Raw genomic sequence first — 15,169 nt, 5'->3', positions numbered from 1 at the left:
TGCGTTCTTCACTTAATATGATTTTTTCTAATGCATTTTCTTCAACTAATAGTTTATTAAAATTTATATCAATATCCTGTAAGTATTTATTTTTCCTTAAATAGTCTAAATATAGATTTTTACACACTCTAAACATCCAAAATTTAATATAATGCTGGTTGATGTCAATAGATAATAAGGCTTTGCAGAAGGTTTCACTTACTAAGTCTTGGGATAAATGATGGTCTTTACATAGGGAAAGTGCGTAAATATATAATTCTGTACTATATCTGTTGTATAAAATCTCAAACTCATCATTTTTCACAAAAGTCTCACCCCTTTCACTTAATAAACGAACCACTACCATTTATGTTACACTATATTCCGATTTTATTTTTTAAAAATAAAGAAACATCAATTACTGATATTCCTTACGTTTAAATATGAAGTTTCTTGTAGTTACAATAATAAATCCCCTTCGAGCGGATAATGCAAATATTTTGAACTTTTGCCCCCAACATAACTAAAAAAAATAGAAGTCGGTCCATCAATTACTAACTTATCAATATTTATCGTCTTTAGCAGACTAACTATATATGCTTTTTATCATATCTCTTTGTCTTTCTTTTAAATAGAGTATTACGTAATAAAATACAGGTCGACACAGGCAATTTATTTAATTATATCATTATTTCCTAAAATTGGTCATAAATCATGAATGCATGTTTTTTTCTATGTGACAAACGAACCATATTATTCTGTTCTCTAAAAAATATATAATCAACATCTTAAATATGCCTCAATTTATTGTAATAAAAAATACTCTGAATTTCTCAGAGTATAAAACTTTTTTATGACTTTGGTTTCTTCTTCCTTCTTACTTGGTACTGTCTTATTAATCTAAGTAATTTTTAAAATATTTGCTTAATTGTAAGGTAATCATAAATATAATAAAAACTTGTACTGAAAATATTATAATATCACCCTGTTTAGTTATTATCCCTCTAAACATTAATATACTGCATAAAAATAACCCGACATTTGATAAAATTATTCCCATGCGACATATAATATTTACCATTATTTTTAATCTTTCTCTTCTATTCATAATAATCTCTCCTGTTATTTTATGTTTTCTCACATGCATCTGTCCGATTAATACTTTGGCCGCACTGCTGATTGATTCAATAATGTTTACTTCTAAACTTTATTGAAAATAATAAAAGCACTTGCTTTGTTTTTATAACAGCAAGTGCTTTCCCCATACTTATTTAATTTTATTACTTTAATAGTTTTTTTGTATTTTCTTCTCACTTTGCCACCCACTCTTTTACATCTCCTCAATCTTATTTTTAAACTCTTGGTATAAATCACCCTTCAAAAAATCATCTTCTAAAAAAGAAAAAATATCCGTTACTTCCTTTAAGGGAATAATCATTATATCATTCATTTGAAACGGTGAATCTGTTAGCATACCATTAAACACAAATTCTTTATCTCTATTGTACCCTGTAAGCTTAAAGAATAAATTAATAAGTCCCTCATGTAATTTTTCGGCTTCCAAAACACATATTAGACCGTCTGGTTGTAATGTTAGATTATAATACATAATCATCTCCTAACCTCATATTATTGCTTTTACAAGGCATCCTAAGTACAATCATAAGGCAAGTTCAGAAATGTACCCCGTAGCTCCAAAATACTTTTTTCTCACTCTACATTCCCCCTCTAATTCAGGTTATACAAAATAGATTATAGCACAAAAGTCACTTATTGTAAATATTTGTCAATAAACAACAGATTTTTATATGTTCTCTTTAGTCAATTAATTATATATTTTAAATAATTCAAGTCAATAAAATATATATTTGAAATGCTTGGCTGTTAGCCTCTTTATATGTCCCTTGCTCTAAGACCATAATCTTATAAAGCTTCATTATATTTAAAACATATACCCCCGCATATTGCCATATTAATTCCATTTTTCTAAATTATAGTTTAGTTAAACAAGAAAGAAATTAAAATTAATAGGTAAATAGAAAAAAGCACAATATAGTTGTGCTTTTTCAATCAATGACGTATTTTTGTAATTTCCTGTGATATTATTTTATTTATTTCCTTAACTTTTTCATATGCAATTTTAGGTTGTTCAATATTTAAAGTTTGTAAACTTTCAAAAGTATCAATCAGTGAAATTATAGTTTTATCTCCATCTGCATTAGCATTTTTAGAGTCTTTGATTAGTTTTTCAATTCGTCTAAGGCTTCTAACATTTAACTTTCCATCAACATTAGCTGTCTCAATAAGTTTACTTGCTACACCTTCCATTTCACTAAGTATTTTCTCCCTAAACAATAAAAATAAAAATTTATTGTTATTATAATTACATTCTTTATCTACATTAAATGAAAAAGAAAATGTTTTTTCATAAAATTCATTTGGAGCAACTAAAACTTTTCTAAAACGCTTTATTATTTCATCTTGAACACTTTTTTCTTTAAAACAAGGAATCATTTTTTCTATTAAATCATCTTTAAAAACACCATAGTTTGAATTAATTTCATTTGCTTGTCTCTGAAATTCTACCTTTAACTCATTAAATTTCTTTTCAAATTCTATAATCATTTCATCTGTCATATAATATATTGGTTTATTCCCCAATCTATCTACGATTAAAGAGTTGTAGAATGCAGTTCTCAGAGAAGCAACTACTTTATCAATTTCTTTTACTACATCCTTAGGTATTAACGAAATCCTGCCTACTACCATATGCTCTGAATCAAACTCAATATATGCTTCCCTTGGAAGTTCCACAGAAATATTTTTTACGGACACTTTAATCGTTACCCTTCTTATGTTACTACATGTCATTTTAAATTCCCCCTTATCATTTGAAAATATCAACTTCACCTGTTTTTATTTAATATTTATACCATATTATATATAAAGTAATCGTAATATACTACAATAAAGTTATAAAAATATGAAAAAACATAGAATTTACTACATTTAATATAAAACAGGAAAATACTGCAACATCCTTTTAGTTTATTATTATCATAATTTATTATTTTCAACCTTAAATAAGGGCTTTAACATAACAAAAACCAGTAAGATTATATTTATCTCACTGGTTTAACTTAAATAATAAACTTAAAAAAACTCCTCATTAATTAATAACCTAATATCTTTACAAAATTTACTCCATTCTTTTGGATATTCATTGTTCCCTTCAAAAGAATAATTCTTGTCCTTTGTAACGATATGTACACTCCAACTTGTCCCATCACAAACTGGATGTAAAGGTTCATAAGAGTTTTTCCATTTAAATACTTTATTCTTTTCTAATCCAGATATAAACTTTATTAATTTATGTTGCAAAAGTTTTATTTTTTTTTCAACTGTCAATTCATACCCAAATTCCATATATTTATAATCGGCTACCCTATTGGGTATATCTATATCTACTTGGTACGACGCACCACCATATCCACCAACACAAGCATTGATGCTTAAAATATCGGTGTTAATCCACCCCTTAAGTGGTAATAGTATTCGTATCCATTCATTTACCTTAGCTTCTAATTTCACTGCATTAGCGGGGCTTGTAGATGGTAAATTGAATAGCCTTAAATCATCATTATTTACATTATTACCTACTAACTTTCTATAAAGGGCTTCTGCCTTTTTACCATTAAAATAAATATCCTTTAAATTAGGATACTTAATAAATAGAGAATTAAAATCATTTGCTACAGGATTTTTAATGTTAGAATCACTACTATTTTCTCTATCACAACTTTTTAGTACATCCCAAATAGCAATCTTATTATTCAATAAAATTGCTTTCTTACATTCATAGTCAACAGCTATCTCTTCATCCAATATAGAAAATATAATTTTCCAAAATTGATTTCTCTCAAACGCATAGTATTCTTGTTTCGTTAAAGACTCTACACTTGGCATAGTACCTAAAATTAATATTTCACAGTTTTCATCTACTATTGGTGCAAATCCCTCTACCATACCTTTTACCCACTTTCATTCTTCTTTTATTCAAAAGATGCTATTACTTTATCTATTAAAACTTTAAACTCATTTTCATTATTAATATGTTTGTTTATATTTATAAAACCTCTATCGTCAGCTTTACCCTTATACTCATCTAAATATCCAACATAAATATACCCATTTCCTGTCTTAACCAATTCTCTTACAATTACTTTTCTCCTGCTTTTAGCTTGGTCATAATAGTAGTTCACTTTATCTGGTTTTATATTTGTTTTTCTTAAATTTGAATATTTATTTAATATATTTTTCTTTTCCTCAAAACTTAATGCCACAATAAGACCTCCAGTTCAAATAATTTAAACATTATCACTATACCAATCATAGATTGAGTAGGGCCCGCTATATATCCCCCCAGCTCTTGTCCCCTGCAAGTTATTGCCTTACCCCAACAATCCTCATGTATTGTTAATCTACCTGACTTTGGGAAAGCTATAATATTACCATTTCTTGCTTCCACTTTATATTCTGTTCCTCTGCTTGATATTACCTTAGTTGGTCCTTTTTCAACCAATTTATTATATACTTCGTTGAATATAGCCATAGCCACCTCCTGTTTTAAAAATCAAATTTTATTAACTGTTCATGTATTACTACTAATTTTTGTCCTGCTGATATTTTAGTAATGTCTCTAAATTATTAAATACTATTTTCCTGAGTTCACGGGTATTAAGAACCTGTTCAAAGGAACTATATATGTCATCTAAACTTTCAGGAGAAACTGGCTTGTTATTAAACTTTCCAAAAGGGCCATCAGTTTCAATAAGTATCCTCTCAATAGGTATCCTGCTTATAATATTTCTACCCTTTTCATTTCTTAACATTGAGCTATTAACTGAAAAATAATATCCCTCTTCAATAATTTTATCAATTAAATTCAAATCCCCTGTATACCAATGAAATACCGCAAATTTAATATTATTAATCTTGAGGATATTTAATACTTCTTGTTCTGCATTTCTTGAATGTATTGATAATATTTTATTGAATTCAGCAGATTTCTTGCAAATATAATTAAAAATTTCTATTTGCAAATTCATATGTGAATTGAATTTTTTTGAAAAATCCAACCCCACTTCTCCAATATACTTTGTTGTATGTAAATATCTATTAAAGAGCTGTTTACTGAATTTTTCTGTTCCTGCAAGTTGTGGATTGAACCCTAAAGCAAATTTCACATATTTAGAATCTTTAAATGTAGACAAGCATCTTTCATAAACACCTGGGAGATTAGTAACAAACAGTGCATATACTTTATTATTATTAAACCAATTATACATTTTAAGATAATCTTTATAATAATCTATATGTATATGAAAATCTACAAGGTTATTCATTTTTATCTTCCTTCCTTTTTATAACCTAAATAATTAAGCAATCCTCCATTATTTTTTTTGTCTTCTTCAATAAACATCTGCAATATTTCATCCATAGACTTTAAGTAAACTTCTTCGTATTTATTTAGCTCTTCAAAAGACAGTTTCCCATGTTTTAACAACAAATTTTTAATATAATTTTTATCATCTTTATGATTTAAGTATCTTTTTACACTTAATAATAAAGCCTTCAAATCACTTGCTTTACCATTAATCGCATTAAATTCTGATATAAAGGTGTTGCTTAGCTTATATTTAGGATTATATTCATCATTATTGTGCCCAATTGTATTCAATGAAGCTTTCCTAATTAAACAAGGGTAACAATATCCACAATTTTTAGGTGGTTTAATTCCATCATATCTACATAGACATGGATGTGAGCACGATATAGTTTTCCTTGCATACTGCTTGAAAACAGGGTTATCCTTATGCTCTTTAACAATTTCCCCTTTAGTTTTAAAGGAATAAAAGTTACTAATCTTATTGCCTATCCCTAACTTATCGAGTATTTCATTGAAAGAATTTATAAAATACACATGGGTGGTTCTTGTACTACAACTTCCATTCCTGCTGTCTGTTAACGGTACATTTATTCCTATAAATCCGTTTTCAGGTATAAAAACAGGGGTTTTTTCCCCTAACATTGATGCAACTGAAATTGCTCCTGTTAAAAATAAAAATGACCTGCTTCTACTCGTACTTTCTATTTTGGTATAAATGGGTTTGCCATCTATATCAAGTGGTGCCATCGGTGTAACACTAAACAATATTGGTTTTTTATTGATTTTTGAATAATATGTATCTATTGCATTAAACAAGTCCATTTGACCTTCTGATACTAAATTGTATTCCCTGAACCCTACAAAGCAGGTTCTTACCCCTTCTTCCATTAATTTTAATGCTCCACAGAATGAATCTAAACCTCCAGAAAATAAAGAAACAGCATCAAATTTGTTTACTTTAATCTCTTCCATTTTTGAATTTCTATTATTAGTTCTTAATCTCTCATTACTTTTTCTAAATTCAATACTCCAAATATCTCCACTTAGAAATTCTAACATTGATTCAAGTTCCTTCTGAACACTATTCCACTTTTCCAGTTCAATAACTGGAATATTCATCTCTAAAACCCTTGTCCAGCTATCTTCAAATTTACTTCTAAAAACCCTTTTATCAGTACAAAACAAGGAAATTCCTATTAATAATAAATCTTCATTAATATTTGACAAGTTTTCCAAACCAAACATTTTCCATAACTCTTCAACATCAGTTTTAACGTTAGATTTATTACTCTTATCTAATATATTGAAAATCAGTGCTTCTTCATATTGTTTAGATGGCATTTCCTCATTTTGTTTATTAATCCATATTTTCATCTAAATCCTCCTTCCACATTTTAAATATTTCAAAAGCATCCTGGCACTTTTTGTTAATAAAATCTCTACCTTGACTACTCTTCCATTCAACTTTACTTAAATCCTCAAATGTATACTTTCTTTCAATTTCTATTCTTATAAAATCCTTTATGGTGTTCTCTGCCTTGATATATTCATCTAAGCTCTTACACAATCCCTCTATTTTTTCAGAGAAGTTTGTAAGAAAACTTTTTTGTATGAATAATGTAATAAAATCTACTATAAATTTATTTATATCCATATTTTGAATTATTTCATCATAATCCTTCTCTTCTGTTACATCTAACATAGTCTCTTTTAATAATTCGGACATACTGTCTCTAACAATATTCTTATCAAGACTACCTCCATCACCAGCAAAATAGTCTAATAGACCAATATATATTTCTTCATTAGTTTTTCCAATCAAATCTTGTATACCAGCTCTATTTAATGCTTCATCAAAGCCATACACCTTTGCAATATTAAAAAAATCTATTGTTTTTGCACTTGTTGTGGTAAATGTGTTAAATCCATTACCTCCTCCATTAGAAGACATCGTGGCATTAGAAAAATTCAACATTGCTTTTCCTATAGAAGCTCTTTGAAAATTATTTCTTGCCATTCCTGTAACAGCTCTCTTTGTATCACTCCACAACTTACCAGTTGGTGGTAAATAGCTCTTTGAAGTCCCCATTTTATCCCTCCTACTTATTTAAAACTTTGTTCCACAAGGTCTCTTTGGTAATTTTTTTATCAAAATAAAATATTTTTAATTCGGCAATCTGTTCAGGATTAATTTTCTCTATATCTTGAAGCAAACTTATAAATGCTATGGTCAGTTCACCTTTCCTTATACTTTGAAATGCCTTAATTATTTTACCTCTATAATCCTCATGAAACTCATAGACATTAATTAACACCTCAAAATATTCGGTATGGTCCTGATTGAATTTAGAAATAATCCCTTTTATTATCTCATCTTTTTTATTAGGTGCATATTCCTTTATTTCTTTTACCTTTCTACTTCTGGTAGTGTTATCTAATCCTTTCTTACAAATTTCATTTATTTTTCTTCTCTCTTCAAGACCTAAGTCTAACATAGAAATATTTTTATCTTTGACTGACTCTCTTGCTAAGTAAAAATACTGCCTTAAATCATAATTATATAGGCCTGTTGGTTCTGCAAATATCCATCTTTTAATTACATCCTTTTCCCATGGATTATATTCTACCTTTAGAATTTTTTCGCCATTTAAAATAGAATTTTCTATTTCCTTTAATTCAACAGCTAATCCCCCATTTTCAAATTGCCATTTGTATAATTGTTTAAAAAGGTTTAAATCAACATACTCCAACACCATTAACTTAGCTAACACAGCTAATTTTAAGTTTAGTTTTTGTATATCAGCCAATTTTTTTCTAACATAGAATGTATTTAAAAATCGCTTAGCTTGTCTTGGATTTCCCTTTAAAGTAACTGATACAATATCGCCTATTTTACTGAAAATATCAAGTTGATTTTCAAAATCTTCTAACTTGTACTCATCCTCGATACATTCCTTATAGTTTTCATTAGCTTTTTTCAGTTTACTTTTAATGTCAACAGAACTTATTATTTCACCTTTAGTAAACAATCCTTCCGATTTTAATTCTTGTAGCAATATAACTAAACTTTCTTTTTTTAAATACATCTCACATATTAATAACAACATATAGTTTTTCATATCTATATCAGAGAGTTCAGGTAATTTTATTGGCAATTGCACTATTTTTTCTATATAGTCCTTAGAAACATCAATTTCATCTCCTTGAGATAATTGTGGATATTTCTTTTTAACTGAGTATCTAATTACATCTTCATCCATAGCAATAATAAAAGTAGTTTTCTTTACTGATAAAAATAGTTTTACGGCCTCTAAGGTCTCTAATATTCTCTCAGGACTACATCTATCCAAGTCATCAATTATAATAATTAGGTTATCAATATTGGATTTTTTATCTGTTATCAAATCCTCAAATTCTTTTCTAAATGTCCTTATATTTTCCACTATACTTTCTTTATCTGCATCATTATCATCCTTCAAAAACTCTTTAAGCTTGGATATATTTCCCCCAATCTTTTCAATATCTTCTTCCTTAGTAAAATCAATATTTCTTATGCTTTCAATAGAACTTAATATTGTAGGCATTGGATTTCCAGTTGCTAAACTTAGAGCTAAAGGAAGCCCCTTCTTTGCTAAAGCACTTCCTACTCTTATCCAATCTACTTTCTTTATTAATCTACCCAGTCCTTGTTTACACTCTTCCGAAACCTTTTTATTATCATCTATAGCTCTTAAAATAGAATCCATTAAAGCAGTTTTTGCATCATCATATCCTTCAAACATCCAAGCATTAACCATTATAGAAACAACCTTTTTATCTGTAGCTTCCTCAATTTTTTCATTAACTAAATTCAAAAGTGTGGATTTACCACTTCCCCAACTGCCAAGTAATCCAATTGTTAATGGATTCATCCTTCCATTTGTTGATATATCATAAATTAATTGAGCATATGGCTCATATGAGAGCATATCTATTTCTGAGACACTATCAGACCACATAATATCATCCTTTCTTAAAGTAAATTACTTTCTACTAATATATTACACCATATTTCATATTTTTTCTATTTATGTAAACATAATAGTCTTATTTAAATCCTCACTTCTGAGCTTAACATTTTTAAAATCACGAGTTAATAATTGATATATCAAACATCTCTAAAATTCTCATTGTCCCTATTTACCCTTTAATTATAATTCATAAGATTTATAACTCCTACTTTGTAAACAAACATCAGAGTCTGTCCCAAATCCCCCACCACTCCAACCCCTCTCAACCCTTTCCCCACAACCCCTCCCACCCATTTCAACCCTCAACCCAATTTCTCCCACAAATATTAAAGTCTGTCCCAAAATCACGCCTTTTCTCCACTTAATTCTCCTAAAATACTCCTAAATTACACTCAATTACGAATATTAAAGTCTGTCCTTTTTCTTGCATTTTATCAGCCCTTCCTTCATATTCTTCATCTAAATTCTATTTACTTCCTCTCCTCCCAAAAAGGTCTGGCGACCATTCCATAAATCTAAAAATCAATCTTTTTCCCTCAATCATCTCAATTTTAACTCTATTTTCTGATCAATACTCCTTCATCAATCCTCTTCAAATCAATCTTTTGATCTATCTTTTTAATCAATCCTTTCAATCAATCTTTCAATCAATTTTTTAATCCTTTGGGGAATATTTTTATTCTGATTTTTTTCTTTTAAAATGAGATAAGAAATGAGAAAAGGAACGGTAACCCGTTCCAGAGACTGATGTGATGGGGGAGTGTGGCTTTGTGGATAAGTTGCGTCCAGACAATAAACTATCCACAATAAACCCATTTTTGCAGGTATAATGTGGACAATTTCACTCGTAACCTTATTATGTTTTCAGGGTTTTAGTCACATTTCATCTCACGCTTTAATCTATTTATCTCTCTATTTGGAAGCCTTCGGCTGTTTTTTCTTCCGCTTTTTTTTTATCATTTCTTCTGGGAATTTATCGTGCTTTTAATCTGATTTTGTGGTGGAATGTGGGGGTTTTTTTGGGGGGGAATAAAAAAATGAAGGAGTGCGGGGTGTGGCTCCGCATTTCCTTCATATATTTGGACAAACTTTATTGTTTTTGGACAGACTTTAATATTTGGGGACAGGGTTTAATGTTTGTGTACACCCCCAATTCCAAAGTTGAATTGGTATAGGCAATATTTCATCTTCTAGCATTTCTTTTTCAAGGGGATATTTTTCTATAAGGCTTTTATTATGATGCAAGACAATATTTATGTATAACCTTGTGAACTCTTCAAGGGTTAAACATGAGTCTAATCTATAGTCTTTATCCCCTCTTTTTCTAAATTCCTTTTGTATAGCCCCAGGAGTTTTATGCTTTACTTTAGTATTTAAAGTTCTAAAACTTCTTTCAACTATGCCTTTTAAATCGCCACGATACGGCGAAGTATTTTCTATTTTTATATTCAAATTATTAATTAAATTTTCAGGAGAGTACCCTTCAAATTCACCTCTATCAGCTATTATAATATCAGGCAAATGTTTAGAAGGCCACTCACCTTCAGTTATTTCTATTCCATATCGCATGCAAAACTCAACCTTATCAGCAACCATATTATCTAACGCCATCATAGCTCCAAGCCAAGATGGTCCTTCTAGTCCAACGTAAATCCCAGTAATTAATCTGGAATATACATCTATTATCGCATACACAATTGGCCTACCTATAATCCTTTTTGCATTTAAAGAACTTACTAAATATACATCAGCTATGGTTGCATCAATTTGAAATCTTGTTCCAGGACCATCTGTTTCAATTGTAGAATTACTTAGTAATGGTCTATGCTTTAAATTGAACTCTTTTTCACTTTCTCTAAGCACAATATCCTTTTTAACGTCTTCGAACTTCTTAAACCAATAATAAAATTGATTGTATTTAGGTATTCTTTCATTATCCCAAACCATATGTCTGATTTCATTATTTTCTCTGTATACATCCGAATAGAAATCTCTAAGCATTAGAGTGTATGTTTCTTTTAAAGATATCTTTTTATTATTTCTGTAATACTTATTTAGGACAAATTGGATGTGCTTTTTCACATCATTAGTTATGTTAATTCCTTCTATGGTATTTCCTGAATAATCTACCCTTGCTGGTTTTCCTATTTTTAAATCAGATAGTTTTTTTTCTTTTCCTTTTCCTCCAGAATTTATATAATCGGGTAATAAAGCATTTTTATTCATACCTCTTTGCCAATACCTACTAAATAGTCTTTTAACTTTCACCAAATTCATCCCTGAAATATTAGCTATTTCCATAAGTTTACTTTGTCTATGATTTTTCTCTAAGAGTTCATATTTGTTTGCTTCCCAATAAGTTTCAATAAACTCCCAAGCTGCATTTCTTTTATTTATTTGAAGTTCGGATAGCTGGTTTTCATTGATTATTCTTGAAAATGGATCTTTGATAGCTATTAGTTTTTCTCCCTCAATTTCTTCTTTAATAGTTTCTAATAATTCCTTTCTAGGCATTGATGTTACTGCGTCAATGTTTACTAGGTACACATAAGAGTCGATAATATTAATAATCCTTATTCTTTCAGCATTTTCACCATCCACATATTTAAAAACCGAAGTAATGGATATCATATCGCTTCCACCTTTTCCATTGATTTTTCTATGATGCTTATACTAGGTATGTTTTTATTAATATCAATTTTTTGTGTTATATCTATTTGAATAATTTTATTTATTACTATGTATTTAAATATGCAAAGACTACTCCCTTTCTCTAAACACATATCACTATCGAACTCGTTACATATAGCTCTCATTGTTTTAGGATTATCAATTATTCTTTTTATAAATTCAAATACCAAGTCCTTTAATTCACTTGCTGCAACATCATTAAAACTATCTATTGTTCCTATTTCTTTATAACCATGAACTAAACTTATATTGTTTGCTATAACCTTATCCATTTCTTCATCAATAACTATGCCCCAATTAATGCCTCTCTTTTCCCAATACTGTTTTTCAATCTCAAATTTTTCTAACATTCTTTTATTCATAAGATCGTCCTTGCATTTTATTGTTCTAGCTACTTCATAAAATTTATCGTTATAATTCATAGATATTAAAAAATCTGTAGTCATAACAACAAACTCTTCTGTTTCAGGATTTTGGGGATGCTCTATTCCTAATTCTTTGGCAATAAGCATTGTATCTTCAATCGGAAGCAGTGGAAACTGCTCTCTTATATCATAAACTTTGTCTGAGTACTCTAAAAAATAGAAATAATTTCTTTTCATATCTGATAAAAATTCATGTTGCCTTCCGGTCTTTATTCCCTTAATCCTACTTGCTCTTCCCAAAGATGCTACATCTTGAATTTTAATCCAAGGCTTATATTTCTCGCCTTTTCCTGTACCTCTTCCTTCTTTAATCATTTTAGGTATATTTAAGTTTCTTTTTCTTTTAGCCATTCAATTCATCTCCATTTATAAAATAAAAAACTGCACACTCTCACCTTAAATGAGAATGTGCAGTTAATCTTAAATTGTTTTGTTTTAATCTTAGTCATACTACATTCTCAAACATAGCATGCCCAAAATAGATACTTTCAATCAAACTTTTTTATAAATAATCAATCTTTTTTATAAATGGTCAAACTTTTTTATAAATAATCAAACTCTTTTATAAATAATCAAACTCTTTTATAAAGCTACAACATCTGTAACCAAGCAGGGGAACCTATTCCACAGTTACAGATTTCGCCAAATTTCTTGGCTTATCAACGTCGCAACCTTTTTGGATTGCCATATAGTAAGCTAATAATTGTAGTGGAATTACTGAAATTACTGGCGCTAATATATCCATTACTTTTGGTATATAAGTTACAGAATGAACTGATTTTTCAATTTCAGTGTGACCTTCTGGTGCAAACGCAAATACTTTTGCTCCTCTAGTTGCTAGCTCTCTTATATTACTTACCATCTTATCAAATATTACTTCTTGAGTAGCTAGTGCTATAACTATAGTTCCTTCTTCCATAAGCGCTATAGGACCATGTTTTAGCTCTCCTGCTGGATAAGCATCTGAATGAATATATGATATTTCTTTAAGCTTTAATGAACCTTCCAGTGCTACTGCATAGTCAAGTCCACGTCCTATGAAGAACATATCTTTGTGCATGTAAGTTTTTGCTGTGAATTTTTGCACAGTTTCTTTATTCTTCAAAACTTCTTCTGCTTTTTCTGGAAGTTCCATCATAGCTATTTTAATTTCTTCAATTTCTTCTATGCTTAATGTTTCTTTGTTCTGAGCAAAGAATAATGCTATTATATACATTGCTATAAGCTGAGTTACATAAGCTTTAGTAGATGCAACTGCTATTTCAGGTCCTGCCCAAGTATATAGTACATCATCTGCTTCCCTTGAAGCTGCGCTACCTACAACATTAGTTACTGCTATAACTCTTGCACCTTTTGACTTTGCAAGCCTTAAGGCCGACATAGTGTCTGCAGTTTCTCCAGATTGACTAATAACTATCATAAGTGTGTTTTTATCCATTATTGGATCTCTATATTTAAACTCAGAAGCTATATCTAGTTCAACTGGTATTCTTGCAAGTTTTTCTATAACGTATTTACCTACAACTCCTGCATTGTATGCAGTTCCGCAAGCTACTATATATATTTTATTTAAATCTTTAATTTGCTCTTTAGTTATATTTATATCATCAAGTGTAATTGGTTCTCCTAAGACTATTCTTGAAGTCATAGTGTCTCTAATTGCCTTTGGTTGTTCATGGATTTCTTTTAACATAAAATGCTCATATCCACCTTTTTCAGCAGCTTCTGCATTCCAGGTTACATGGAAAATTTCTTTATTTATAGTTTTGCCTTCTGCGTCAAGAAGTTTTATTCCATCATTAGAAATTACAACAAATTCCTTGTCTTCTAATAAATATACCTCTCTTGTATGATTTAATACTGCTGGTATATCTGAAGCTACATAAAATTCATCTTTGCCAAGTCCTACTATTAACGGGCTATCTTTTCTTACTGCCACTAATTTATCTGGTTCATTACTTGTAACTACTGCTATAGCATAGCTACCTTCCATTTTAGTAACAGTTTTCATAACCGCATCAACTATATCCCCATCATAGTAAAAATCTATAAGGTGTGGTATTACTTCTGAATCAGTTTCGGATGTAAATTTATATCCCTTAGCAATTAACCATTCTCTTAAATGGATATAATTCTCTATAATTCCATTATGAACTACACTAATAGTTCCACTTTCATTAGTATGTGGGTGAGAATTTTCATCTGATGGTTTACCATGAGTAGCCCACCTAGTATGACCTATTCCAACATTTCCTTTAAGTGGTTCTTCTAATAATTGAGCTTCTAAATTTGCAAGTCTTCCCTTGCATTTAGTTACATTTAAAACCCCATTATCTATAATTGCGACTCCTGCTGAATCGTATCCTCTATATTCTAATTTTCTAAGACCTTCTATTAAAATTGATGATGCTTGTTTTTTTCCAACATATCCAACTATTCCGCACATATTTATCTTCCTCTCTAATTTAAAATTTTGCACAAATTAATTGAGCATACTTAATAATCTAATGAAATATGCTAATTAATTTATCATCTAAAGACACTGCTCATAACCTAACGATAATGCTCACCGCCTAAAGGTGCTATAATATTTATAAAGGTTTTAACACCAGATT

14 protein-coding genes are annotated in these 15,169 nt (G+C 29.5%); all 14 read right to left on the bottom strand.

Annotated elements, in window-relative coordinates; translation table 11 throughout:
* On the bottom strand, nt 1-304 hold a 304-nt coding region (locus ACREVU_RS17695), incomplete at its 3' end, for an RNA polymerase sigma factor (RefSeq protein WP_431552920.1).
* A 570-nt stretch (nt 305-874) separates the two neighbouring features.
* The gene (locus ACREVU_RS17690) at nt 875-1,087 is read right to left on the bottom strand and encodes a hypothetical protein (protein ID WP_431552919.1); all 213 of its coding nucleotides are present in this window, start codon (nt 1,085-1,087) and stop codon (nt 875-877) included.
* A 222-nt stretch (nt 1,088-1,309) separates the two neighbouring features.
* Entirely contained in the window at nt 1,310-1,588 is a 279-nt protein-coding gene (locus ACREVU_RS17685) for a hypothetical protein (RefSeq protein ID WP_431552918.1), read from the bottom strand.
* A gap of 461 nt (nt 1,589-2,049) precedes the next feature.
* Nucleotides 2,050-2,850 carry a hypothetical protein gene (locus ACREVU_RS17680; RefSeq protein ID WP_431552917.1) on the bottom strand — a complete coding sequence of 267 codons (801 nt, stop codon included), beginning with the start codon at nt 2,848-2,850 and terminating at the stop codon, nt 2,050-2,052.
* 282 nt (nt 2,851-3,132) lie between these two features.
* Complete coding sequence (locus ACREVU_RS17675; protein ID WP_431552916.1) at nt 3,133-4,005, bottom strand: DNA-deoxyinosine glycosylase; 873 nt, start codon at nt 4,003-4,005, stop codon at nt 3,133-3,135.
* 26 nt (nt 4,006-4,031) lie between these two features.
* Nucleotides 4,032-4,322: a hypothetical protein gene (locus ACREVU_RS17670; protein ID WP_431552915.1), complete on the bottom strand. Its 291-nt coding sequence runs from the start codon at nt 4,320-4,322 to the stop codon at nt 4,032-4,034.
* The gene (locus tag ACREVU_RS17665) at nt 4,313-4,591 is read right to left on the bottom strand and encodes a hypothetical protein (RefSeq protein WP_431552914.1); all 279 of its coding nucleotides are present in this window, start codon (nt 4,589-4,591) and stop codon (nt 4,313-4,315) included. Before ACREVU_RS17665 ends, ACREVU_RS17670 begins: the two co-directional genes overlap by 10 nt.
* Nucleotides 4,592-4,643: 52 nt before the next feature.
* Complete coding sequence (locus ACREVU_RS17660) at nt 4,644-5,384, bottom strand: TatD family hydrolase (RefSeq protein WP_431552913.1); 741 nt, start codon at nt 5,382-5,384, stop codon at nt 4,644-4,646.
* Between the two features lie 2 nt (nt 5,385-5,386).
* Nucleotides 5,387-6,802, bottom strand: coding sequence for a Qat anti-phage system QueC-like protein QatC (gene qatC, locus ACREVU_RS17655; RefSeq protein ID WP_431552912.1), 1,416 nt, complete (start codon nt 6,800-6,802; stop codon nt 5,387-5,389).
* Nucleotides 6,786-7,517 carry a Qat anti-phage system associated protein QatB gene (locus ACREVU_RS17650; protein ID WP_431552911.1) on the bottom strand — a complete coding sequence of 244 codons (732 nt, stop codon included), beginning with the start codon at nt 7,515-7,517 and terminating at the stop codon, nt 6,786-6,788. Before ACREVU_RS17650 ends, qatC begins: the two co-directional genes overlap by 17 nt.
* 10 nt (nt 7,518-7,527) lie before the next feature.
* A complete protein-coding gene (locus ACREVU_RS17645) occupies nt 7,528-9,426 on the bottom strand; it encodes a KAP family P-loop NTPase fold protein (RefSeq protein WP_431552910.1) in 1,899 nt (632 codons plus the stop codon).
* A 1,122-nt stretch (nt 9,427-10,548) separates the two neighbouring features.
* The gene (locus ACREVU_RS17640) at nt 10,549-12,069 is read right to left on the bottom strand and encodes a TnsB C-terminal domain-containing protein (RefSeq protein WP_431552909.1); all 1,521 of its coding nucleotides are present in this window, start codon (nt 12,067-12,069) and stop codon (nt 10,549-10,551) included.
* Nucleotides 12,066-12,905, bottom strand: coding sequence for a TnsA endonuclease N-terminal domain-containing protein (locus ACREVU_RS17635; protein WP_431552908.1), 840 nt, complete (start codon nt 12,903-12,905; stop codon nt 12,066-12,068). Before ACREVU_RS17635 ends, ACREVU_RS17640 begins: the two co-directional genes overlap by 4 nt.
* 268 nt (nt 12,906-13,173) lie before the next feature.
* Nucleotides 13,174-15,000: a glutamine--fructose-6-phosphate transaminase (isomerizing) gene (glmS, locus tag ACREVU_RS17630; protein WP_431552907.1), complete on the bottom strand. Its 1,827-nt coding sequence runs from the start codon at nt 14,998-15,000 to the stop codon at nt 13,174-13,176.
* Nucleotides 15,001-15,169 lie beyond the last annotated feature (169 nt).

The sequence above is a fragment of the Clostridium sp. genome (assembly GCF_050717535.1).
In the GTDB taxonomy this organism is placed as follows: Bacteria; Bacillota; Clostridia; order Clostridiales; family Clostridiaceae; genus Clostridium_AD.
This window is presented reverse-complemented; position numbering and strand designations above follow the sequence as displayed.

Bases quoted from the DNA above. Each gene is read 5' to 3' on its own strand.
- ACREVU_RS17645 (WP_431552910.1), bottom strand. From the start codon at position 9,426: ATGTGGTCTGATAGTGTCTCAGAAATAGATATGCTCTCATATGAGCCA.
- ACREVU_RS17680 (WP_431552917.1), bottom strand. From the start codon at position 2,850: ATGACATGTAGTAACATAAGAAGGGTAACGATTAAAGTGTCCGTAAAA.
- ACREVU_RS17665 (WP_431552914.1), bottom strand. From the start codon at position 4,591: ATGGCTATATTCAACGAAGTATATAATAAATTGGTTGAAAAAGGACCA.
- ACREVU_RS17640 (WP_431552909.1), bottom strand. From the start codon at position 12,069: ATGATATCCATTACTTCGGTTTTTAAATATGTGGATGGTGAAAATGCT.
- ACREVU_RS17660 (WP_431552913.1), bottom strand. From the start codon at position 5,384: ATGAATAACCTTGTAGATTTTCATATACATATAGATTATTATAAAGAT.
- ACREVU_RS17690 (WP_431552919.1), bottom strand. From the start codon at position 1,087: ATGAATAGAAGAGAAAGATTAAAAATAATGGTAAATATTATATGTCGC.
- ACREVU_RS17635 (WP_431552908.1), bottom strand. From the start codon at position 12,905: ATGGCTAAAAGAAAAAGAAACTTAAATATACCTAAAATGATTAAAGAA.
- ACREVU_RS17675 (WP_431552916.1), bottom strand. From the start codon at position 4,005: ATGGTAGAGGGATTTGCACCAATAGTAGATGAAAACTGTGAAATATTA.
- ACREVU_RS17650 (WP_431552911.1), bottom strand. From the start codon at position 7,517: ATGGGGACTTCAAAGAGCTATTTACCACCAACTGGTAAGTTGTGGAGT.
- qatC (WP_431552912.1), bottom strand. From the start codon at position 6,802: ATGAAAATATGGATTAATAAACAAAATGAGGAAATGCCATCTAAACAA.
- glmS (WP_431552907.1), bottom strand. From the start codon at position 15,000: ATGTGCGGAATAGTTGGATATGTTGGAAAAAAACAAGCATCATCAATT.
- ACREVU_RS17685 (WP_431552918.1), bottom strand. From the start codon at position 1,588: ATGTATTATAATCTAACATTACAACCAGACGGTCTAATATGTGTTTTG.